Source organism: Mesorhizobium mediterraneum (genome assembly GCF_002284565.1).
Classification (GTDB): domain Bacteria; phylum Pseudomonadota; class Alphaproteobacteria; order Rhizobiales; family Rhizobiaceae; genus Mesorhizobium; species Mesorhizobium mediterraneum.
This window is the reverse complement of the sequence record NZ_NPKI01000009.1, coordinates 1-22,224: the sequence shown is the minus strand read 5'-3', so window position 1 is coordinate 22,224 and position 22,224 is coordinate 1. Positions and strand designations below refer to the sequence as shown.

Annotated in this window: 20 protein-coding genes and 1 other RNA gene; 7 read left to right on the top strand and 14 right to left on the bottom strand. The window is 62.8% G+C overall.

The features are described 5' to 3' along the window. Positions 1-9 precede the first annotated feature (9 nt). Genes CIT25_RS04275 through mraZ form a run of 6 tightly spaced genes read right to left on the bottom strand, consistent with a single transcriptional unit; the run spans position 10 to position 6,547 of the window. Positions 10-1,443: a UDP-N-acetylmuramoylalanyl-D-glutamyl-2,6-diaminopimelate--D-alanyl-D-alanine ligase gene (locus tag CIT25_RS04275; protein WP_095483330.1), complete on the bottom strand. Its 1,434-nt coding sequence runs from the start codon at positions 1,441-1,443 to the stop codon at positions 10-12. Then, entirely contained in the window at positions 1,440-2,894 is a 1,455-nt protein-coding gene (locus CIT25_RS04270) for a UDP-N-acetylmuramoyl-L-alanyl-D-glutamate--2,6-diaminopimelate ligase (protein WP_095483329.1), read from the bottom strand. The genes CIT25_RS04275 and CIT25_RS04270 overlap by 4 nt, the downstream gene beginning before the upstream one ends. A 54-nt stretch (positions 2,895-2,948) precedes the next feature. Further along, on the bottom strand, positions 2,949-4,682 hold the full coding sequence (locus CIT25_RS04265; RefSeq protein WP_095483328.1) for a peptidoglycan D,D-transpeptidase FtsI family protein: 1,734 nt from the start codon (positions 4,680-4,682) through the stop codon (positions 2,949-2,951). Next, positions 4,679-5,056 carry a cell division protein FtsL gene (gene ftsL / locus CIT25_RS04260; protein WP_095483327.1) on the bottom strand — a complete coding sequence of 126 codons (378 nt, stop codon included), beginning with the start codon at positions 5,054-5,056 and terminating at the stop codon, positions 4,679-4,681. Before ftsL ends, CIT25_RS04265 begins: the two co-directional genes overlap by 4 nt. Before the next feature lie 4 nt (positions 5,057-5,060). Continuing rightward, complete coding sequence (gene rsmH, locus CIT25_RS04255) at positions 5,061-6,092, bottom strand: 16S rRNA (cytosine(1402)-N(4))-methyltransferase RsmH (RefSeq protein ID WP_095483326.1); 1,032 nt, start codon at positions 6,090-6,092, stop codon at positions 5,061-5,063. Beyond that, complete coding sequence (gene mraZ / locus CIT25_RS04250; RefSeq protein WP_095483325.1) at positions 6,089-6,547, bottom strand: division/cell wall cluster transcriptional repressor MraZ; 459 nt, start codon at positions 6,545-6,547, stop codon at positions 6,089-6,091. The genes rsmH and mraZ overlap by 4 nt, the downstream gene beginning before the upstream one ends. A 407-nt stretch (positions 6,548-6,954) precedes the next feature. On the opposite strand from mraZ, the gene CIT25_RS04245 reads away from it, so the two are divergent. Further along, positions 6,955-8,070 (top strand): cystathionine gamma-lyase, encoded by a 1,116-nt coding sequence (locus CIT25_RS04245; protein WP_095483324.1) that lies wholly within the window; start codon positions 6,955-6,957, stop codon positions 8,068-8,070. Between the two features lie 3 nt (positions 8,071-8,073). Here CIT25_RS04245 and CIT25_RS04240 read toward each other — a convergent pair whose 3' ends face one another. The 4 genes from CIT25_RS04240 to CIT25_RS38410 form a co-directional block, all read right to left on the bottom strand. After that, positions 8,074-8,367 carry a type II toxin-antitoxin system RelE/ParE family toxin gene (locus CIT25_RS04240; protein ID WP_095483323.1) on the bottom strand — a complete coding sequence of 98 codons (294 nt, stop codon included), beginning with the start codon at positions 8,365-8,367 and terminating at the stop codon, positions 8,074-8,076. After that, positions 8,364-8,648 carry a type II toxin-antitoxin system ParD family antitoxin gene (locus CIT25_RS04235; RefSeq protein ID WP_095483322.1) on the bottom strand — a complete coding sequence of 95 codons (285 nt, stop codon included), beginning with the start codon at positions 8,646-8,648 and terminating at the stop codon, positions 8,364-8,366. The genes CIT25_RS04240 and CIT25_RS04235 overlap by 4 nt, the downstream gene beginning before the upstream one ends. Before the next feature lie 180 nt (positions 8,649-8,828). Then, positions 8,829-9,226: RNase P RNA component class A (gene rnpB / locus CIT25_RS04230), an RNA gene on the bottom strand. Between the two features lie 59 nt (positions 9,227-9,285). After that, positions 9,286-9,768: a lytic transglycosylase domain-containing protein gene (locus CIT25_RS38410; protein ID WP_425351729.1), complete on the bottom strand. Its 483-nt coding sequence runs from the start codon at positions 9,766-9,768 to the stop codon at positions 9,286-9,288. A gap of 7 nt (positions 9,769-9,775) precedes the next feature. On the opposite strand from CIT25_RS38410, the gene CIT25_RS38405 reads away from it, so the two are divergent. After that, on the top strand, positions 9,776-10,084 hold the full coding sequence (locus CIT25_RS38405; RefSeq protein WP_425351728.1) for a hypothetical protein: 309 nt from the start codon (positions 9,776-9,778) through the stop codon (positions 10,082-10,084). Positions 10,085-10,251: 167 nt separating this feature from the next. Here CIT25_RS38405 and CIT25_RS04220 read toward each other — a convergent pair whose 3' ends face one another. The 3 genes from CIT25_RS04220 to CIT25_RS04205 form a co-directional block, all read right to left on the bottom strand. Beyond that, complete coding sequence (locus CIT25_RS04220) at positions 10,252-11,019, bottom strand: N-acetylmuramoyl-L-alanine amidase (protein ID WP_095483320.1); 768 nt, start codon at positions 11,017-11,019, stop codon at positions 10,252-10,254. Next, on the bottom strand, positions 11,016-11,735 hold the full coding sequence (locus tag CIT25_RS04215) for a J domain-containing protein (protein ID WP_095483319.1): 720 nt from the start codon (positions 11,733-11,735) through the stop codon (positions 11,016-11,018). Before CIT25_RS04215 ends, CIT25_RS04220 begins: the two co-directional genes overlap by 4 nt. Before the next feature lie 374 nt (positions 11,736-12,109). Beyond that, positions 12,110-12,313, bottom strand: coding sequence for a hypothetical protein (locus CIT25_RS04205; protein WP_095483317.1), 204 nt, complete (start codon positions 12,311-12,313; stop codon positions 12,110-12,112). Between the two features lie 178 nt (positions 12,314-12,491). Between CIT25_RS04205 and CIT25_RS04200 the strand changes: the two genes are divergently transcribed. The 3 genes from CIT25_RS04200 (at position 12,492) to CIT25_RS04190 (ending at position 18,368) form a co-directional block, all read left to right on the top strand. Beyond that, positions 12,492-16,376 (top strand): hydantoinase B/oxoprolinase family protein, encoded by a 3,885-nt coding sequence (locus tag CIT25_RS04200; RefSeq protein ID WP_095483316.1) that lies wholly within the window; start codon positions 12,492-12,494, stop codon positions 16,374-16,376. Between the two features lie 82 nt (positions 16,377-16,458). Beyond that, the gene (locus tag CIT25_RS04195) at positions 16,459-17,706 is read left to right on the top strand and encodes a BtaA family protein (RefSeq protein ID WP_245329759.1); all 1,248 of its coding nucleotides are present in this window, start codon (positions 16,459-16,461) and stop codon (positions 17,704-17,706) included. Beyond that, positions 17,703-18,368: an SAM-dependent methyltransferase gene (locus CIT25_RS04190; protein WP_095483315.1), complete on the top strand. Its 666-nt coding sequence runs from the start codon at positions 17,703-17,705 to the stop codon at positions 18,366-18,368. The genes CIT25_RS04195 and CIT25_RS04190 overlap by 4 nt, the downstream gene beginning before the upstream one ends. 5 nt (positions 18,369-18,373) lie before the next feature. Here CIT25_RS04190 and CIT25_RS04185 read toward each other — a convergent pair whose 3' ends face one another. Then, positions 18,374-19,753 carry a serine hydrolase domain-containing protein gene (locus tag CIT25_RS04185; protein ID WP_095483314.1) on the bottom strand — a complete coding sequence of 460 codons (1,380 nt, stop codon included), beginning with the start codon at positions 19,751-19,753 and terminating at the stop codon, positions 18,374-18,376. 222 nt (positions 19,754-19,975) lie between these two features. Here CIT25_RS04185 and CIT25_RS04180 point away from each other — a divergent pair, with 222 nt between their 5' ends. Together CIT25_RS04180 and CIT25_RS04175 are read left to right on the top strand one after the other, a co-directional pair. Continuing rightward, positions 19,976-20,767, top strand: coding sequence for a glycoside hydrolase family 25 protein (locus CIT25_RS04180; protein ID WP_095483313.1), 792 nt, complete (start codon positions 19,976-19,978; stop codon positions 20,765-20,767). Positions 20,768-20,846: 79 nt separating this feature from the next. After that, on the top strand, positions 20,847-22,022 hold the full coding sequence (locus CIT25_RS04175; RefSeq protein ID WP_095483473.1) for a lytic murein transglycosylase: 1,176 nt from the start codon (positions 20,847-20,849) through the stop codon (positions 22,020-22,022). Positions 22,023-22,224 lie beyond the last annotated feature (202 nt).

Below are 22,224 nucleotides of genomic sequence, written 5' to 3'. Positions count from 1 at the left end.
GACCTTGCTCTAGGTCTGTTTGGTGGTTGCGGCTACAGCCGGAAATTTGCCGAGCAATGCGTCGACCAGCTTGGAAAACCCGATGCCTTTCGACGATTTGATCATCACCACGTCGCCAGGCTTCAGGGCCGACAGAAGCACCAGTTTCAGATCTTCGGCGCCGGCGCGATACTCCGTCTTGATCTCACCGGGCAGGATATCGGCCAGCGCCCGCATTTCCTGGCCGGCGAGAAAGACCGTGCGCGTTTCGGTGCCGACGATGAGATCGGCAAGGGCTGCGTGAAGCTTCGCCGAGTGGTCGCCGAGCTCGAGCATATCGCCGAGCACCGCGATGCGCCTGCCTTCGCCCGACACCGGCGTCGCGTTGAGCAGCGCCATTGCAGCGCTCATCGACGCCGGATTGGCGTTATAGCTCTCGTCGATCAGCGTGATCGAACCCCTGGGGTGGCGCAACACATGGCGCTTGCCGCGTCCACGTTCGGCCGAAAGATCGGCCAGCGCCAGCGCCACCCTGGCGATGTCGGCGCCGACCAGATGCGCGGCGCCCAGCACTGCCAGCACATTTTGCACCATGTGGCGGCCCGGCGCGCCTACCCTGGCGGTGATTTCCTGTCCGCCGATCTTGGCGGCGATGACCGAATGATCGGCATGCAGCGCGCATTTGAGCAGTTTGAAGGTCGCGCGGGCATTCTCGCCAAACCCGTAAATGTGCTCGACGCCGGCGGCTCTCGCCATCTTGTCCAGAAGCTTCCAACGCGGGTCGTCGCGATTGAGAAGAACGGCGCCGTCCGGTTCCAGCCCCTCGAAAATCTCGGCCTTGGCCTTGGCGATCTCGTCCAGATTGCGGAAGAAGCCGAGATGAGCCGCCGCGATCAGCGTGATGATGGCGACATGCGGCCGGACCATCTTGACCAGCGGCCGGATCTCGTCGGGATGGTTCATGCCGATCTCGAACACCGCAAAGTCGCAATCTGCCGGCATCCGCGCCAGCGTCAGCGGCACACCCCAGTGGTTGTTGAAAGACTGGGGCGATGCGTGCACCTTGCCGACCGCGGACAACACATGGCGCAGCGCTTCCTTGGTGGTGGTCTTGCCCGCCGAACCGGTTACCGCGATGATCTTGGCGCTGGACCGCGCGCGTGCGGCCAGCCCTAGCTTTTCCAGTGCGGCCAGCACGTCCTGCACGACGATCATCGGCGCCGTCAGCCGTCCGAGCGACGGCAGCTTGCCCTCGGCGACGACCAGCACGCCGGCGCCGGCCTTGATGGCGGCGGTCGCGAAATCATGGCCGTCCATCGCCTCGCCCTTGATGGCGAAGAAAGCATCGCCCGGCTCAAGGCTGCGGCTGTCGATCGAGATGCCGCTAATACCTTCCGGCATCGGCCCGAGCGGTCGTCCGCCCATGGCGGCGACGAGATCCTCGGAGGTCCACAGGAAGCTCATGCGACGCGCTCCTGGAGCGCGGAGCGGACTTCCTCATGGTCGGAAAAATGCAGCGTCTCGGCGCCGACGGTCTGGCCTTCCTCATGTCCCTTTCCAGCCACGATCAGCGTGTCGCCGGCATGGAGCATGGCGACTGCCTCGTGGATCGCCTTGCGCCGATCGCCGATCTCTACGGCCCCGGGTGCGGCGGCAAGGATCGCAGCGCGGATCGTTTCGGGCACTTCCGAGCGCGGATTGTCGTCGGTGACGATGACGACATCGGCGAGTCGCGAGGCGATCTCGCCCATGATCGGACGCTTGCCCCGGTCGCGGTCGCCGCCACAGCCGAACACGACGATGACGCGACCGGTGGTGAACGGCCGTACCGAAGCCAACACGTTTTCCAGCGCGTCCGGCTTGTGCGCGTAATCGACATAGACTGGCGCACCGTTGACAGTGGTGCCGACAAGGTCCAGCCGACCCGGCGCGCCTTTCAATTTCTCCAACGCCATCAGGGCTTTGGCGGCAGGCGTTCCAGTAGAAATGGCGAGGCCCGCCGAAACCAGCGCATTGGCTATCTGGAAATCCCCGGCCAGCGGAAGGTCGACCTCGTGGAGAATGCCATCGACCTCGACCTCGGCACGCTGGCGGTGGCGCTCGTGCTCGACCCGCTTCAGTCTCAGGAACTCGCCATGACGGCCAACCGTCAGCACATTCAATCCCGCCGCTCTCGCCGCCTGGATCGTCGGCTCTGACCATGGATCGTCGGCAAAGATGACGGCCGGCGCGCCCTTCGGCAGCAGCGTGTCGAACAGGCGCAGCTTGGCGCGATGATAGTCCTCGACCGTCGGATGGTAGTCCATGTGGTCGCGACCGAGATTGGTGAAACCGCCGGCTGCAAGCTTCACGCCGTCGAGCCGGCGCTGGTCGAGGCCGTGGCTGGAGGCTTCCATCGATGCGTGGGTGACGCCGGCATCCGCCAGTTCCGCCAGCAGCCTGTGCAGATCTACCGGGTCGGGGGTGGTCAGCGAGCCATATTCGTTGCGGCCCGGCGCCACCACGCCGGTCGTGCCGATTGAAGCGGCAGCGAGGCCTGACTGCTCCCAGATCTGCCTGGTGAAAGCCGCGACCGATGTCTTGCCGCTGGTGCCGGTCACCGCGACCATGGTTTGCGGCTGCCTGCCGAAGTAGCGGGCGGCACTCAGCGCCAGCGCAAGGCGCGGATCGTCGACGGCGAGAACGGGCACCGGCAGTCCGGCGATGGCGCTGCCCTTGCCTGCCACGATCGCTGATGCGCCGCGGCTGGCGGCATCGGCGGCATAGGCCGCGCCATCGGCCTTGGTACCGGTGAGCGCGAAGAAGACCACGCCCGGTCTTACCTGGCGGGAATCCGACGAAATCCCGGTAACCTCCGTATCGAAGGAAGCTGTCCCCTCGACAGGCAGGATACCGGCTAGATCTTTCAGCTTCATCGAACCCCGTTCATCGCAACAAAATAGCGCGCAGTTGCCGGCGCGCCCTAAGAATCACTGATAGGAAACCAGCGTTGCGCCATTTTCATGGCTGAAATCTGGCTTCACGCCAAGCATGGAAGCCGAACGTCGGATGATGTTTGCAGCCATGGCGCCCGCATTCGAGGCGGCCGTCGCACCCATGCCGGGCTTTTCCGGCTTCGGTTCGTCGGCGATCGTAAGCACGATGTATTGCGGATCGTCCATCGGGAAAGCCGCAACGAAGGCGTTGAAATTCTTGTCCTTTGAGTAGCGGCCGTTGACAACCTTCTCGGCCGTTCCCGTCTTGCCGCCGACGCGATAACCTGGAACCCTGGCGTTCCTGCCTGACCCTTTCTCGGCGTTCAGTGCGTAGAGATAGCGCATGCTCTCGGATGTCTTGTCGCTGACCACTTTCTTGGCCACCGACATCGCCTGTTCCTGGGTGCGCGTCAGGAAGGTCGGCTCGATCAGATAGCCGCCATTCATCAGCGCGGCGCAGCCGACCGCCGTCTGCAGCGGCGTCGTCGACACGCCGTGACCGAAGGCGATGGTGATCGAATGGACCTGCTTCCAGACTTTGGGTTCGGTCGGGCGCGCGACCTCCGGCAGTTCCGTCTGCATCTTCTCGAGGATCCCCAGGCGATGCAGGAATTCGCGGTGCCCCTCGATGCCAACCGCTTCGGCTTCCTTGGCCGAACCGATGTTGGACGAGTAGATGAACACTTCAGGCACCGACAGGACCCGGGCCTTGCCGTGAAAATCATGGATGGTCTGACGGCCGATCCTGATCGGACGCGAAGCGTCGAAACGGCTTTCCAGCGTCACTTTGCCGGAATCGAGCGCCATGGCGGTGGTAAAGCTCTTCAAGGTCGAGCCCATTTCGTAGAGGCCGGCCGACATGCGGTTCAAGCGGTCCTTTTCCTGCGCATTGTAGGGGTTGTTCGGATCGAAATCCGGAACCGAGGCCATCGCCATCACTTCGCCGGTCTTGATGTTGAGAACGACGGCGCCCGCCGCGATTGCACGGTATTTCTCCATGCCGCTGGCGACCTCGTCACGCACCACATGCTGGACGCGCAGGTCGATCGAGAGCCGCACCGGCTTCAGATCCTTGGCCACCGCAAGTCCCGACGCTTGAAGGTCGCTCAGTCCCTGTTCGTCGATGTATTTCTCCATGCCGGAGATGCCCTGGTTGTCGATGTTGGTGAGGCCGACAATGTAGGAAGAGGTTTCGCCAGCCGGATAGAAACGGCGCTTTTCGGTGCGGAAGCCGAAGCCGGGAATACCGAGCTGCATGATATCCGATTGTTGCTTGGGCGTCAGTTGCCGCTGCAACCAGACGAAGCCGGCGCCGCTCTTCAGCTTGTGGTAGGTCTGCTCGTAGTCGATTTCGGGAAGCACCGTCGCCAGCTTTTCGATCGCCTCGTCGGCGTCGACGATGCGGCGTGGCTCGGCAAACAGCGACGCCGTCTTGATGTCCGTCGCCAGCACTTCGCCGTTGCGGTCGACAATGTCGGGCCGAGACGCCGTCACCCGGCTCTGCGGGCCGCCGGACAGATCGGGATTCTGAAAACCCAGATAGACCAGACGACCGGTGATGGTCGAATAGATGCCGAAGAACACCGCCATCGTCATCACAATGCGGGTCCTGCCCTTGCCGCCGGTCGCCTTGCGGGCGCCTTCGACCACAATCGATCCGTCCTCCAACTTGGCGCCGCTCTTCAGCAGTCTGGCAACCCTGGCGATCAATGGAACCCTCGGAATCATTGGACGATGCCTCCGGTGACCACAGGGTCCTTGCCGCCACTATCGGCCATGCCGCCCAACGGCTGGGACGAAAGGTCCTCGATTGTGACGGGTTTTGCCGGCAGATCGTCCAGCCCGATGATCTGGCGGGCGCTGACCGGCTCGAGCTCGAGTTGCGATTTATAGATGTCGGCCAGCTTTTGCAGGCGCGACGGCTGGGTAAGCAGGCTCCAGTCCGCCTTGAGCAGGTCGATCGTATCCTCCTCGTAGCGGATCTGCGCTTGGATCTTGTGCACCGCCGCCAATTGTTCCTCGGCTTCGCGCTTGGTCTTGTAGGTCAGGGCCGCAGCCGAAACCATGACGGCGATCAGGACTATGTCGCTGGTACGAAACACGTGCTCACCTCTCTCCCGGCCGGTCGGCACCGGGAAGTTTTGGGTCAGGAAGTTTTGGAAGCCCGAAAATCGAAACGTCGCCGGCGCGCGCCGGTGCGTCGGTGCGGGCAGCAGCGCGCAGCCTAGCCGAGCGCGCGCGCGGATTGGCTGATATCTCGGCCTCATCCGGCGTCACGCCGCTACCCACCTTTTTGAAGGTGGCGGTGCGCGCTTGCGCCTCGGGCAGGTGCCGCGATCCGGTCGCCGCATCAGCGCGATCGGCGATGAAACGCTTGACGATGCGGTCTTCCAGGGAGTGGAACGTCACCACGGCCAGCCGTCCGCCCGGTTTCAGCACGCGTTCAGCCGCAAACAGCGCCTTGGCCAGTTCGCCGAGTTCGTCATTGACGAAAATGCGTAGCGCCTGGAAGACGCGGGTTGCTGGATGGATCTTGTCCTTCGGCGCGCGGCCGATATGCGTCTCGATGGCGTCGGCAAGGTCGAGCGTGCGCTCGAACGGATGTTTTTCGCGACGGTTTTCGATCATCCGGGCGATGCGGCCGGCATGGCGCTCTTCGCCAAGAAACCCGAAGATGCGGGCAAGGTCGCCCACCTTGAAGCTGTTGACGACATCGGCGGCGCTCAGGCCAGCCTGCGCCATGCGCATGTCGAGCGGTCCGTCGGCGCGGAACGAAAAACCGCGCTCCGCCTGGTCGATCTGCATCGAGGAGATGCCGATGTCGAGCACGACGCCGTCAGCGCTTTCCAGATGCTCGTCCAATGTCGAGAACGGCGCCTGAACCAGCCTGAGCTTGCCGCCCGATTGTTGTTCGAGGACACGACCCGCAGCGATCGCATCCGGATCGCGGTCTATGGCGACGACCGAGGCGCCGCTCGCAAGAATTGCTTTGGTGTAGCCGCCGGCGCCGAATGTGCCGTCTACGATCACCTCGCCCGCTGCAGGCGAAAGCGCCTTCAGCACCTCGGCAAGGAGGACCGGAATGTGACGAGCCGGTCCGCCAGCGGCGTGAGGGTCGTCGCCGTAGCCCGCCATCATTCCGGTCGCTCCCCAGGCTTCGTCCCCTGCCGAAGCTGCAAAAGCCGGGCGCGTGCTTCCGTCCCATAGGCGGTGAGCCGTCCAGGCTCCCAGATCTGAAAGAAATTGCCGCGACCGACAAACGCCGCTTCCGCGGAAATGCCCGTGTGCTCGCGAATGAAATCGGTCATCGAGATGCGGCCGTCCTGATCCAGCTTGAGAAAGGTTCCATCGCCATGGCAGAAGAACGACATGTCGTCCGCCGTCTGCAGGAAGGGGTCTTCCTGCGCGATGCGCTGCTCGTAACGGTCGAGCAGGTCGAGGCCGCCGACATCCATCGCCGGACGATCCAGGCAGCGCAACGCGTAGAGTTCCGAATAGCCGCGCTTCTGCACAACCGCACGGAAATGCGCTGGAACGGACACCCGCCCCTTCGCATCGATCCTGTTCACCGCGCTTGACAGAAACCGGTCCATTACGCGTTACGGCCGCTTGCGCCGCCGCACCCCTCTGCATCTTGCCGTCCGCGCCGCCCCGGCGCGGTCCCTGCCCAAAACTCACTTCGTTCTGAAAGGCGAAAGCAGGCAAACGCGCAGCCGCCGCGGCTGCCCGATTGGCGTACGCTTCACCCTGACGCGGAACGAAGGCTTGAATATCGAAATGGGATATCATGGGGCGTTATGGGCGTCAACGGGAATAGGCTTCACAAACGCGCGCGCCACAACCGATGAGAGCAGCTTTGACGGCACTCCCGTCTTTATGCTCCATTAAGCCTAACGAAGCGTTTAGAGCCGCTTGGCCTAACCGGAGTCGGCTTGCCGCGGGTCGCTGCCACGCATAGCGTCGGCCCGTCCTTTCCCGGTCAGAAACAAGGTTGAAATCCATGTCCGAAACAGCCAAGTTCCGCGCGGCCGCACTTCCCCATCTGCGTCGCGGCAGGCTTGCCAAGGGCGCCCCAATCCCTTTGCCCCTGACTATGGCGGCCATTTTCCACGCGCCCGGCGACGCCACCGGCTTCGATCAATATGGCCGCTTCAGCAATCCGACCTGGGACGCGGTCGAACACATGCTGGCGCATCTGGAAGACGCGCCGTGTGTTGCCTTCCCCTCGGGAATGGCTGCAATCTCGGCGGTGTTTTTTGGGTTGCTCAAATCCGGCGACCGTATCCTGCTGCCGTCGGACGGCTATCACACCACCAGAGCGCTGGCGGAGCGCTTCCTGAAATCTTTCGGCGTCGCCTACGATGTCCGGCCGACATCGACCTTCCTCGACGGCGGCTTCGATGGATATCGACTGGCCTTCGTCGAAACTCCCGCCAACCCGGGACTGGATATCTGCGACATTACGGCTGTCGCCGAAGCGGCGCACAAAGCGGGCGCGATCCTGGTGGTCGACAACACGACGATGACGCCCTTCGGCCAACGACCGCTCGATCTCGGCGCCGACATCGTTGTTGCCGCCGACACCAAGGCACCCAATGGCCATTCCGACGTGCTGTTCGGCCATGTCGCCAGCCGCAATGCGGATATCATTGCTGCCGTCACTGACTGGCGCGAAACATCAGGCGCCATTCCCGGGCCGTTCGAGGCATGGCTGGTGCATCGCGGCCTGGAAACGCTCGACGTGCGTTTCGACCGCATGTGCTCTTCCGCGGAAGTGCTGGCGCGGCGGCTGAAGGACCATCCTGCGATCAGCGGCTTGCGCTTCCCGGGGCTTAAAAGCGATCCGTCGCACAATCTTGGCCACGCCCAGATGGAGCGCTTCGGCTTTCTCATCTCATTCGTGCTCGCCTCGGAGGACAAGGCCGAGGATTTCATCAACAACTGCGCATTGATGCAGGCGGCGACGTCGTTCGGAGGCGTGCACACTTCGGCGGAACGGCGAGCGAAAAGAGGAGACGCTGTTCCGCCCGGCTTCGTTCGCCTGTCGGTCGGCTGCGAACCGGTGGAAGAGCTTTGGCAGGCGATCGAGGCGTCGTTGGACGGCATCAGCGGCTGAAGATCACGAGCCGACGTCGTCGGCCTCGATATTGCGCCGGCCATGCAGCACGCGCAGGATTTCGACTGAATCCTCGCCGACACGGTACAAGGTGAGATATTCGCCGACGACTAGATGGCGAATGCCGGGCGCAATGTCTTCGCGCGGCGCGCCTGAGAAAGGATGCAGGGTCAGCAAATCCCAACGCCTCTCCAAGGTGTCCACGAGGCGGACCGCCGCATTAGGATTGTGTTCGGCAATGTAGTCGCCGATAAGTTCGAGGTCGATCAATGCCTGAGGAAGCAGGCGGTATTTCACTCCTCAAGGCCCTTGGCCTCGGCTATTTTCAGATATTTGGCGCGCAATCGTTCCATGATTGGCGGCCCGTCCAGCGCCGGTCCGCTGTCGATCCCCTCCTGTACCAGCTTGCGCAACTCCTCGACCGTATAGCCGTGCAGATCGCGCCGGTCCTTCCATTGCCTGAGCGCGTCGCGGATCACCTCGCTCGCCGAAGCGTACTCGCCGGCGGCGACCACGTCGTCGACCGCCGCCGCCAGTTCCGGCGAAAGCGTGATGCTGCGTTTATCGACCTGACCCATGATGCGCTCCTGATATTGCCCGTATATATGGTACGATTTAATCGCACCAACTTCAAGAAACGCTTGTTCCTGGCACAGGCCCCGCAAGCTGATTCAGTCAATGAAGCGCCTGAACCAGCAGGCGCGCCCGAAGGCGCAACCTGCTGATATCAGGGAATTTCCTTGTAGAATCTAGAAGAAATTGCCAGCTGGCCTGTAAGCCGGGTTCTGTATGGCCCTCGCCCCTTGCGGGACGAGAACGTGGCGGCCATTCATCTTGGGCGCATGTTGCCATGCGCCTCACGCAACCTACCCGGACGGTGAGCCGGAAACAGCCCTCGAGGGTTTCCCCTCGCACCGCCCCTATTCGGTCTTGCTCCCGGTGGGGTTTACCGTGCCGCTCCTGTTGCCAGTCGCGCGGTGGGCTCTTACCCCACCCTTTCACCCTTACCACGACGGATCGTGGCGGTTTGCTTTCTGTGGCACTTTCCCTAGGGTCGCCCCCGCCGGCCATTAACCGGCACCGTGTCTCCATGGAGCCCGGACTTTCCTCACCCGCAGCCTTTCGGCTTCGCGGGTGCGGCCGCCCGGCCAGCTGGCAAGGCGTATAAAGGGGTTCACGTCCGAAAACGCAAACAAAAAAGCAGGTTGTGACTTATTACGCCGGCGCCCCAAGCGCGGCCAACTGCACCTTGACCTTGCCGCAATAGGCCGCGGATATCGGGTTCATCCGCTTGGCGCCATGCCCGGCATTATACTTCAGGATCGTGCCGCAGGTCGTGCCGCCGCCGAGGTTCCGCGCCATGGCGAGATATTTCATGCCGTATTTGATGTTGGTCTCGGGATCGTAGAGACCCTTGATCGAGCCGCTGTAACCCATCATCCGCGCCGTCGACGGCTTGATCTGCATCAGGCCGATCTCACCGGCGCTGCCGACCTGGTTCGGCTGAAAGCTGCTCTCGATCATGATGACGGCCTTGGCGAGCGAGACCGGCACACCGTTGCTGGCGGCATGACGCTCGATGATCGTAGAATACTGGTCATTGCCGCCAGCGGCCGCCGCCTTCGGCACCGTCGCCCGACTTTTCCGGCCGATCGACGCCGTCGTCGCCTGGTCGATGCGGGTCCTGTTGCGCTTCACATGCCGCTTGGAGACTGCCTTTTTTGCAGAGGTTGGCTTTTTCACTTTTACCCCAGCTTTTTCCGCCTTTGCGGATGCTGGCTTTTTCACCTTTACCGCAGCAGCTTTTACCGCCTTTGCGGAGACCGTCCTTTTTTCCTTCGCAACTTGGCCGGCTTTCGGCGTGGCGATTTTGTCGGACGCGGTAATGAAACCCTGGTCGGCTCGCTGGCTCAGTGGCGCGCCATTGGCCGCACCGATGGCAAAAGTCATTACGCCGGCAGCAACAGCTGCCGTTAAAACGGTCAATTTCAGCATGGGATCCTGTTCTGTCTGAACCGCGCGAAGAACTTCACGCAGGTACGCTAAATCAACATCGGAACATATGGGGGGCTGTAGGTCCGACAACTTGCACGGACCGCCTTTGACGGTCGAATTAGCGGCAAAGAAGGCGAGGCAAGTCACTTTAAGTGACAGATTGTAATTTAACGACTAAGATAAAGACTACCTGGTCGGAGCTGCCCTTACGGAAGCAAGCAGTCTTTCCAGCGTGCGGATTGTCGATCCGTCGGCCACGCCATCCACTTTGCGTTGCCGGAAATGCCGCTGGAAAGCCTCGACGACGATTTCGGTCTGCCGGTCGAAAGCACCTGATATCTCCACGCCATAACCATAGAGCGCCAGCATCGACTGCAACGCCTCGACTTCAGCATCCGTGTCGCCGACTTTCAGCACCGCGCCATGCCTGACGGGTGCCGCTTCGACGAGGTGGCCGACACCGGCTTCGGACAGGGCCTTCCAGGGGAATTTCTCGCCCGGATCGATCTTGCGTCCCGGCGCGACGTCGGAATGGGCGAGCACCCGTTGAGCTGGAATCGAATGGCGCTGAACAATTCCCTTGCACAAACCGATGACGGCATCGATCTGCCGTTTCGGAAAATTCCGATAGCCCAGCGAATGCCCGGGATTGACGATCTCGATGCCGACCGAACAGGAGTTGATGTCGCTGCGTCCGAACCACGAACTCTTACCGGCATGCCAGGCACGGTCGCTTTCCCTGACCATCTGGACGATGCGGCCATCCTCATGGACGAGATAGTGCGATGAAACCTCGCTCGCCGGATCGCACAGCCAGGCTTCGGCGCCGGCGCCGGTCTTCATACCGGTGTAGTGCAGCACGACCATATCGGGCTTGGCCGTCTCGCGTCGTGGACCGAAATTCGGCGATACCCTTACCTCGGCGCTCGGCTCGTCGGGCAGGAAGCCGCTCATGCGTGCCGCAGGCCTCGTTCGATCATCTCATAGGCCGCGTTGATCGCCGCTATCCTGCTCGTTGCGATCTTGATGAACTCCTGCGGCAGGCCGCGTGCGATCAGCCGGTCGGGATGGTTGTCCGAAACCAGCTTGCGATAACGTTTTCGGACCTCCTCGAACGGTTTTCCCCGCTCGATGCCAAGCACGACATAGGGATCGGCCGCACCCAGGTCGACGTGCCGAGCCAGAATGCTCTGGTAATGCGCCTCCTCGATCCGGAAGATCTCGGCGATACGATGCAGGAACTGGCCTTCGCGCTCATGAACCAGCCCGTCAGCCTTGGCGATGTGGAACAGCCCGTCGAGAATGTCCTCCAGCATCGCGCAGTTCGAATGGCCGGAGCCGCAAAGCTGCGCCATGCGCGCGGCATAGGTCTCGAAGCCGGCGATGTCGCGCTTGGCCAGATCGTAGAGCCGCGCCACATTGCGCGTCTGCTCCTTCGGCACCTCGAATATTTGCTGGAAGGCGCGCACCTCGTCCTGCGTTACGATGCCGTCGGCCTTGGCCATCTTGGCCGACAGCGCGATCATCGCCACCGAGAAGGCGACGCGCCGGCGCAGATCCGGATCGCCGGAGAAAACCGTGCGCACGGCTTCGACCACGTCGGCGACACCCGACGAGGTTGAGGACGAAACGCGCGTGATGAAGTCGCCGAGGCGATCCCAAATCGACATGAGCACCTATTAGGGCTAACCGGGCACCGCTATCAAGCGAAGACAATGCCGCAGGGCCGGCTAACCGATTTCGCGGGATGCCTGAAGCAGCTGGCGCTAACCGTCGATCATGGAATGCACCGGCATAGCGCGCAAAACCGCAGGCCTTTGCGACATCTTGCTGTTCGTTACCGCCATGGCGGCGAGCTTCGGCTATGTCGTCTCGGGGAAACGGGCGCGGGAAATGCCGGCTGATAGGGTCGTCTGCTGGGGCGAAAAAGTGACAGACAAAACGCTTGCGGTGATGGCCATCGCCGCAAGGCGCGCGTGTCTTGAGAAACAGATGCGGGGAAGGCCGGCATCTTACCGGCCTTCCCGGTCCTCAGTCAGATAAACTACTGCGCCGGCGCAGGAGCAGGCTCTGCCGGAGCCGGCTCAGCCGGCTTCGTGGCGTCAGGAGCCGGCTGCATCGGCTGTTCGGCCGCCGGCGGATTGGTGCTCTGCGTGGTTGTGGCGTCCCCGCCCGTGCCGCTGTCGCTGCAAGCCGCAACGCCAAGCAGGGCAAGCGCCGAAAACGACGCAAGAATGAGTTTCTTCATGGTATCTCTCCTCTAATCACGCCCCCGCTAACGGTGACGATCGAGGACAGAATGCATCAGGCGCCTATGAGTTTCGTAACGTTGCATTTCCGTATGTAACATCATCTGCTTTTGCCGTTGCCGGTCGGGCTACTGCGAATTAACACATTGAATCAATAAAATGCCTGGGAGAGCTGCCGTGACCGCCAAATGGGATTTCTGGATCGACCGCGGCGGCACCTTCACCGATGTCATCGGCCGTGACCCGAAAGGCGGGCTGCACCCACGCAAGCTGCTGTCCGAGAATCCTGAAGCCTATGCCGACGCCGCCATCCAGGGCATTCGCGAGCTGCTTGGATTAAAATCCGGCGCTCCGATCCCATCAAGCCTGATCGGCGACATCAAGATGGGCACCACCGTTGCCACCAACGCGCTTCTGGAGCGCAAGGGCGACCGTGTGCTGCTGCTCATCACCAGGGGATTTCGCGACGCGCTGAGGATCGCCTATCAGGCGCGGCCCGACATCTTCGCCAAGGAGATCATTCTTCCCGAACAGCTCTACGAGCGCGTCATCGAGGTCGAAGAACGCGTGCGCGCCGACGGGAATGTCGAACGGCTGCTCGACATGGCCGCCTGCCGGCCGGCCATCGAGCAAGCCAGGGCGGACGGCATTGATGCCGTGGCGATCGTCTTCATGCATGCCTGGAAATATCCCGACCACGAAAAGGCGGTTGCAAAAGTCTGCAGAAAACTGGGGTTTTCGCAGATCTCCGTCAGCCATGAAGTCTCGCCACTCATCAAGCTGGTCGGCCGCGGCGACACCACGGTGGTCGACGCCTATTTGTCGCCGATTCTGTCGCGCTATGTGCAAAGGGTGGCGGGAGAGCTGGGCGTTTTCTCCCCCGTCGAGGGGGAGATGGCCGCAAAGCGGCCAGAGGGGGTAATCGCAGAAGGCGCCGCCAGAGCGTCGAACCCAGTCGAGCCGACCCCACCCGGCGGCTTCGCCGCCACCCTCCCCTCAAGGGGGAGGGAAAGCCCCCGCCTGATGTTCATGATGTCGTCGGGAGGCCTCACCGCTGCTGACATGTTCCAGGGAAAGGACGCGCTGTTGTCCGGCCCGGCCGGCGGCGTCGTCGGCATGGTCGAGACGGCAAAACTCGCCGGTTTCAACAGGGTCATCGGCTTCGACATGGGCGGCACCTCGACCGACGTCGCCCATTATGACGGCGACTATGAGCGCGCCTTCGACACCGAGGTTGCCGGCGTGCGCATCCGCGCGCCGATGATGCGCATCCACACCGTCGCCGCCGGCGGCGGCTCGATCCTGCATTACGAGGCCGGCCGCTTCCGCGCCGGGCCGGATTCGGCCGGCGCCAATCCTGGCCCGGCTGCGTACCGGCGCGGCGGCCCGCTGGCCGTCACCGACGCCAATGTCATGTTGGGCAAGCTGCAACCCGACTTCTTTCCGGCCATTTTCGGACCCGGCCAGAACGAGCCGCTCGACGTGCAGACCGTGCGCGAGAAATTCGCAGCACTCGCCGCCGAAATCGGCGACGGCCGGACGCCGGAGGCGGTCGCCGAAGGGTTTGTCACCATCGCCGTCGAAAACATGGCCAACGCAATCAAGAAGATTTCCGTGCAGCGCGGCTACGATGTCACCGAATATCTCCTGAACTGTTTCGGTGGCGCCGGCGGCCAGCACGCCTGCCTCGTTGCCGACGCACTCGGCATGGAAGCGGTGCTGATCCATCCTTTCTCCGGCCTGCTTTCGGCATACGGCATTGGATTGTCCTCGATTTTTTCGTCGCGCCAGCAAGCGCTGCTGAAACCGCTGGCGGAAGACTCCCGGCCGGCGATCGACGACCTCATCGCGACATTACAAAAAGCCGTCATCGACGAGCTTGCCGCGCAAGGCATCACCGAGGACGCTGTCGTCTCGAAACCGGTGCTGCAGATCCGCTATGACGGCACCGACACTGCATTGCCCGTGAATTTCGAGCACGGCTCGATCACACGGGCCAAGGGCGATTTCGAAACGGTCCACAAGGCGCAGTTCGGTTTCGTCTATGACGACAAGCCGATGATCGTGGAATCGGTCGGCGTCGAAGGCATCGACACCGGCGGCACCGGCCGCGAGGAAAGTGATTCAGCCCTTGAGGACATCGCCGCAAACCCTGCGGAGAATAGGAAGATCTTCGCCGACGGCACTTGGCGCGACGCCAATATCTTTCCTCGCGAAACACTGAAACCGGGCAACAAGGTTGCCGGCCCTGCTTTGATCATCGAGCCGAACCAGACCATCGTCGTCGAGCCGGGCTGGCAGGCCGAGATCACCGCCAAGAACCATGTGCTCTTGCGCCGCATCGAGAAAAAGCGCCGGCAGGCGGCGCTCGGCACCGAGGCCGATCCGGTCATGCTGGAGGTGTTCAACAACCTGTTCATGTCGATCGCCGAACAGATGGGCGTGACGCTGCAAAACACCGCCTATTCCGTCAACATCAAGGAACGGCTGGATTTTTCCTGCGCCGTCTTCGACCGTCATGGCGCGCTGGTCGCCAATGCGCCGCACATGCCGGTGCATCTCGGCTCCATGGACCGTTCGGTGGAAACCATCATCCGGCTCAACTCCGGCGACATTCACCCCGGCGACGTCTTTGCCCTCAACGCGCCCTACAATGGCGGCACCCATCTGCCTGACATTACGGTGGTGACGCCGGTGTTCGAGGAAGCGCGGCCAATCTCCCCCCTTGAGGGGGAGATGTCGGCGAAGCCGACAGAGGGGGGCGCTGTCCCGCCAACCTCTCATTCTGTCACGCCCCCCTCTGCCCTGCCGGGCATCTCCCCCTCAAGGAGGGAGATCGGCCAATCGCCGGAGATCCTCTTTTACGTCGCCTCGCGCGGCCATCATGCCGACATCGGCGGCACAGCGCCCGGCTCGATGACGCCGCTTGCCACCACGGTCGACGAGGAAGGCGTGCTGTTCGACAATTTCCGCATCGTCGACCGCGGCCGGTTCCGCGAGAAGGAACTGGAGACGCTGCTCACCGACCATCGCTACCCCGCGCGCAATCCGCACCAGAACATCGCCGACCTCAAGGCGCAGATTGCCGCCAACGAAAAGGGCGTTGCCGAGCTGCGCAAGATGGTCACGCATTTCGGTCTCGATGTCGTCGAGGCCTATATGGGTCACGTCCAGGACAACGCAGCCGAAAGTGTGCGCCGTGTGCTGGAGCGGCTGCCCGACAGTTCCGTATACGAGTATCCAACCGACACCGGCCAGATCATCAAGGTGAAGATATCGGTCGACCGGCAAAAGCGTGAGGCGACCGTCGACTTCACCGGCACGTCGCCGGTCATGAAGAACAATTTCAACGCTCCCGAGCCGGTCGCCCGCGCAGCCGTGCTCTATGTCTTCCGCGTCATGGTCGAGGACATGATCCCGATGAATGCCGGGTGTCTGAGACCCATCAACATCATCATCCCCGATGGCTCGATGCTGAAGCCCGCCTATCCGGCTGCCGTCGTCGCCGGCAATGTCGAGACCTCCCAACATGTCACCAATGCGCTGCTCGGCGCCATGGGCGCGATGGCCAACGCGCAAGGCACGATGAACAACCTCACCTTCGGCAACAAGCAGTACCAGTATTACGAGACGATCTGCTCCGGCTCGCCGGCAGGCCGGATGAACAACGGCCGCGGCTTTGCCGGCACCTCCGGCGTCCACACCCACATGACCAATTCGCGCTTGACCGACCCGGAAGTGCTGGAATTGCGTTTTCCCGTCCTGCTCGAGGATTTCCACATCCGCGAAGGCTCCGGCGGCAAAGGCAAATGGAGTGCCGGCGACGGCACCAAGCGCACCATCCGTTTCCTTGAAAAGATGGAGTGCGCCATCCTGTCCTCGCATCGCAACCGCCCGCCGCAGGGCCTGGACGGCGGCGGCGATGGCGAGGCCGGCTCGACCAAGGTCCGCCGCAAGGATGGCCGCGTCGAAGTCCTAAAGGCTTGCGACCAGACGGTGCTGGAGGCCGGCGACGCCGTCATCCTCACGACACCGACGCCAGGTGGGTTTGGCGAGGCCTGAGTTAGCTTCAACAGGTTGTCACCGGCCTGTCATAACGCTGCGCTACCCGCTTGCGCCAGAGCAAATGGGGAATCGCCTTGTCATGACGGATCTTTCCGGAGAACTGGTTTTTCGCCGCGGCAAGGAAGTTGGCAAGGCCGTCTATCAGAATCGCCCGCTGTCGAAGGCCGGCCTCTCCGAACGGCTCTTCGCCTTTTTGTTTTCCGGCCTCGTCTATCCGCAGATCTGGGAAGACCCCGACGTCGACATGGACGCGATGCAGCTTGATCAGGGCCACCGTGTCGTCACCATCGCCTCGGGCGGCTGCAACATCCTTGCCTATCTCACCCGGTCGCCGGAGAGGATCGACGCCGTCGATCTCAACACCGCCCACATCGCGCTGAACCGCATGAAGCTCGAGGCGGTGCGTCATCTGCCCTCGCAGGGCGACCTGTTCCGTTTCTTCGGCGCTGCCGAGACCCGTCACAATTCGCAAGCCTACGACCGCTTCATCGCGCCGCATCTCGATCCGGTCAGCCGCCACTATTGGGAGCATCGCAACTGGCGCAGGCGTCGCCGCATCGCCGTCTTCGACCGCAATTTCTACCAGACCGGCCTGCTCGGCCTGTTCATCGCCATGGGCCACCGCACTGCCAAGTTCTTCGGGGTCGACCCGGCCGGCATCATGGAAGCCAAAAGCCTCGCCGATCAGCGCCGCTTCTTCAATGAGGAGTTGGCGCCGGTCTTCGAAAAGCCGCTGCTGAAATGGGCCACCTCGCGAAAGGCCTCGCTGTTCGGGCTCGGCATTCCGCCGGCGCAGTACGATTCGCTGATCACCTCGGGCGACGGCACCATGGCCAGCGTGCTGAAGGCCCGGCTCGAAAAGCTCGCTTGCGATTTTCCGCTAGAGAACAACTATTTCGCCTGGCAGGCTTTTGCCCGCCGCTATCCCAATCCTGGCGAGGCGGCGCTGCCCGCCTATCTCGAAAAGCGCAACTACAAGACGATCCGCAACAATGTCGACCGCGTCGCCATCCACCATGCCAATCTGATCGAATTCCTCGCCGGCAAGGATGCCGGTTCCGTCGACCGCTTCGTCCTGCTCGACGCGCAGGACTGGATGACCGACGACCAGCTCAACGCGCTATGGGCCGAGATCACCCGCACCGCGTCGACTGATGCCCGCGTCATCTTCCGCACCGCGGCCGAACCCAGCCTGCTGCCCGGCCGTGTCTCGAATTCGCTGCTCGACCAATGGAGCTATGCGGACGAAGCCTCGCGCGAATTCTCGGCCCGCGACCGTTCGGCCATCTATGGCGGCTTCCACCTTTATGTGAAGCTGTCCGCATGAGCACGACCGAACTGCCGGCCAGGCACGCCGAACTGATGGACGGCGTCTACCGCTGGCAGCGCCATATCTACGACCTGACCCGCAAATATTACCTGCTCGGCCGCGACCGGCTGATATCAGGGCTGGATGTGCCTGCCGGCGGCACGATGCTCGAACTCGGCTGCGGCACCGGCCGCAACATAGTCCTCGCCGCCCGCCGCTATCCCGACGCCCGCTTCTTCGGTCTCGATATTTCGGCCGAAATGTTGGAAACGGCCATGGCTGCCATTGCCCGCGAAGGCCTGTCCGGCCGCGTCAAGCTGGCGCGCGGCGACGCGACGGATTTCGACGCGAAAGCACTGTTTTCTGTCGAAAGTTTCGACCGCATTTTTGTCTCATATTCGCTATCGATGATCCCCGGTTGGGAGAAGACAATTTCCGCGGCACTTGCAGCCCTGTCGGCTGGCGGCTCGCTGCACGTCGTCGATTTCGGCCAGCAGGAGGCCCTGCCCGGCTGGTTCCGCACACTGCTGCGCGGCTGGCTGAGAAAATTCCATGTCGAGCCGCGTGAATCCCTGCGCGATGTCCTGGAATCGGAATCCGAGCGGATCGGCGCAAGCCTTCGGTTCAGAACACTGTATCGCGGCTATGCGTGGCTCGCTGTGGTCGGATCGCGCAGATAGCTTTTCTATTGCAGCGCCTTCACCAGCGCTGCCAGCATCGTCTGCGGCCGATAGCCGAGCTTGGCCGGCGTCAGGCCGAGCCGCACCACCACCAGCTGCTCCGAGGGGACGATGGCGATGGTCTGCCCGTCATGGCCCTCCATCCAGTAGGTGTCCCCAGGCAAGCCCGCAGCGGTGCCGGCGCCGGGGCTCTCCTCGTCGCCCGGCCCCTCGATCCACAATTGGCCCCTGCCGTAGACTTTCGAGGCCGGTGCAGCTTCCCGCATCCAGTTGACGAAACCCGCAGTCAGGATCTCCTTGCCGTTCCAGACACCGTCCTGCAGCAGGAACTGGCCAAAGCGCGCCCAGTCGCGCGCGGTGGCGTAGAGATGTGACGAGCCGACGAAGGTGCCGTGCTCATCGGCCTCCAGCACCGCACTCTGCATGCCGAGCGGGTCGAACAGCGCAACCCTCGGCCACGCCAGCGCCTTGTTCTTGTCGCCGATCGCGTCCTGCCACAGCCTGGACAGCATCACCGCCGTGCCGCTCGAATAGGAGAACATTTTGCCCACTTCGCCGGTCAGTGGCTTGGATCCGGCAAAGCCGGCCATATCAGGCTCGAGATAAAGCATCCGCGTCACGTCGGCGACGTCGCCATACTCCTCGTTGAACTCCAGCCCGCTCGACATCGCCATCATGTCGGCGAGGCTGATGGCAGCGCGGCCGTCCGTTTTCCAGGGTCCGAACAGCCCCTGGTTCGTCATCGCCATCTTGCCGTCTTTCACCAGGGTGCCGACGATCGCGGCGTTCACCGTCTTGGTCATCGACCAGCCGAGCAGCGGCGTCTTTTCAGTAAAGCCGTCGCCATAGCGCTCGGCGACGATGCGGCCGTTCTTGACCACCACCACCGCCCGCATACCTGGGCCGGTCATTGCGGGATCGTCAAGGATTTGCTCGATTTCGGGGTTCTGCGAGACGTCGGCCTTGTCGCCGTCGGGCCAGAGCGCGTCGAGCGGCGGTGCCGGCGTCAGCGCCGCCCCGATGACCGCCTTGGCAGCGGTGACATTGCCGTCCGGAACCGACGTGCAGCCGAGCCCGTCACGAACGACCGCGACGCTCTTGCCGAACACGCCAAACAGCCCCGCCGAAACCGTGCCCTGCTTCTTGTCGACAGAGATCCTCATCAGCCTCAGCAATGGATGGCCTGGCGCCTGCACGTCGACGGCGAGCACCTCATTGGCATCGCGTCCGGCGATAAAGACATTCGAGCAGACGATCTTGGCCGAATAACCCGAGCCGACGCGGATCAGTTCCGGCGGCGCCAAATACAGCCAGGCGGCGAGTGCTGCGACCGCCAGCACGACCAGCCCGACCAGCCATTTCACCAGCCTTAGAACAGTCCGCATTTTCCGACTCCCCCGGACGCTCATCTATGTCATTGATTTGCCGCCATTGCTTCGGCAAAATCGCGGCTCCTGTCGAGCGCCGTGAACGGAATATCAACCATGATCGGCGATGACCAGGGATAGGAGCGGTCCTGTGGGGTGATCGCTTTGGGGGTACGGTCGAGGGGGCCACCTGCAGCAACAACCCATCAGCGGCCGGCTGAAACCGGTTCAGGAGTAGCGATGCGCCGTTTCGCGGCTTTCATCATGCTGACGTTGCTGGGCGCCTGCTCGACCGTCGACGATCTTGCCCCGTCGCTGCCGAGCGCCCCGACCGTTGCGGTGCGTGCACCCCGTTTTGACGACTCCGACCCGCATGAGTGGGAAAGCGGCGCGCCGTGGAGCTATGCGGTTCACGGCACCGACGTCTCCAAATACCAGACCTCGGTCGATTGGCCGGCGGCCAGGGCCAGCGGCATTTCCTTCGTTTTCATCAAGGCGACTGAAGGCGGCGATCGCTTCGACGAATATTTCGACGAGCATTGGAGCCGCACGAAAGCCTCGGGAATTCCGCGCGCGGCCTATCATTTCTACTATTTTTGCACGCCGGCCGCCACGCAGGCGCGCTGGTTCATCAAGAACGTGCCCAAAGACCGCTCGGCGATGCCGCCGGTTCTCGACATGGAATGGAACGCCAAGTCGCCGACTTGCAGGCTGCGGCCCGATGCGGCCACGGTGCGTAGCGAGATGAGCATATTCCTCGAAATCGTCGAAAGACACTATGGCAAGAAGCCGATCATCTACACCTCGATCGATTTCTTCGACGACAACGGCCTGTCGGCTTTCCGCGGCTACCCCTATTGGCTGCGCTCGGTGGCCGGGCACCCGCGCGAGAAATACGGTAGCCACCCCTTCACTTTCTGGCAGTACACCGGAACCGGCGTTGTGCCGGGCATGAGGGGCAATGCCGACATCAATGTCTTCAACGGCTCGGAAGCAGCCTGGAACAAGTGGCTGCGGCAGAACACCCGTTGACACCGGGCCTGCCGCCTGCTTTTCGACACAGCCAGTGAAGACGCCTGCAACCGCCGGTAATCTTCTTGGAAGGATGGCGATGCGATTGCGCTTGGAAATTCTCGCGGCGCTGCTTCTGGCCGCCACGGCGCCAGCGGTGGCACAGCAATGCGGCGGCGATTTCGAGGCGTGGAAGCAGGGCGTGGCGGCTGAGGCCAAGAGCGCCGGCGTCGGCACTGCCGGCCTTGAGGCGCTGGAAAACGCCACCGCCGATGAAAAGGTGCTAGCACGCGACCGCTCCCAAGGCGTCTTTACCCAGACCTTCGTTGAGTTCTCGAACCGTATGATCTCGTCCCATAGGCTGAAGCAGGGCGCGGCCAATCTGAAGAAATACGCGGATGTTTTTGCCCGCGCCGACCGGGAATTTGGCGTCCAGCCACCGATCATCGCCGCTTTCTGGGCGCTAGAAACCGATTTCGGCGCTGTGCAGGGCGATTTCCACACGCTGAACGCACTGGTCACGCTCTCGCATGACTGCCGCCGCCCGCAACTCTTCCGGCCGCAGATCACGCCGCTGCTGACCCTCATCGATCGCGGCGTCGTGCCGGCCGATGTCACCGGCGCTTGGGCGGGCGAAATCGGCCAGACGCAGATGCTGCCGTCCGACTATCTCGGCCGCGGCGTCGATGGCGACGGCGACGGTCTGGTCGACCTGCGCAGCAGCGCGCCGGACGTGATCATGACCACGGCCAACAAGATCATGTCGCGCGGCTGGAAACGCGACCAGCCCTGGATCGAGGAAGTCCGCGTGCCAGACGACATGCCATGGGACCAGACCGGCCGCACCAACAAGCTGCCGCTGACGCAGTGGGCTCAGTGGGGTGTCACCAACCCGAATGGCACGCCGCTTGTCGACAACGGCCTAAAGGCAGGTCTCGCGCTGCCCATGGGTCGCAAGGGACCGGCCTTCCTCGTCTACGACAATTTCGACGTCTATCTCGAATGGAACCAATCCTTCACCTATGCGCTGACCGCGGCAAATCTCGCCACGCGGCTGGCGGGCGCGCCGCAATTCGATCCGCGCAATCCCGAACCCGGCCTCAACGGCGACCAGATGAGGGCCTTGCAGACGAAGCTCGAGGCCAAAGGCTATGACGTGGGCACGGTCGACGGCATCCTGGGCACCAACACCCGCGAGGCGATCCGCAAGGAGCAGAAGCGGCTAGGCTTACCGGTCGACGGCTGGCCGACACCGGAGCTTTTGGGGAAGCTGTAGCTCCTCTTCCTTCTCCCCTGTGGGAGAAGGTGGATCGGCGCGCAGCGCCGAGACGGATGAGGGGTGTTGGAAGAAACGCCAGCGCCGCGATCCGTCCAGCACCCCTCATCCGACCGAGCTGCGCTCGGCCACCTTCTCCCACAAGGAGGGCTTTGCACGGGGAGCGAAGTGGATTTCGGTGGTCAGTGAGGGCCTTTTTGAA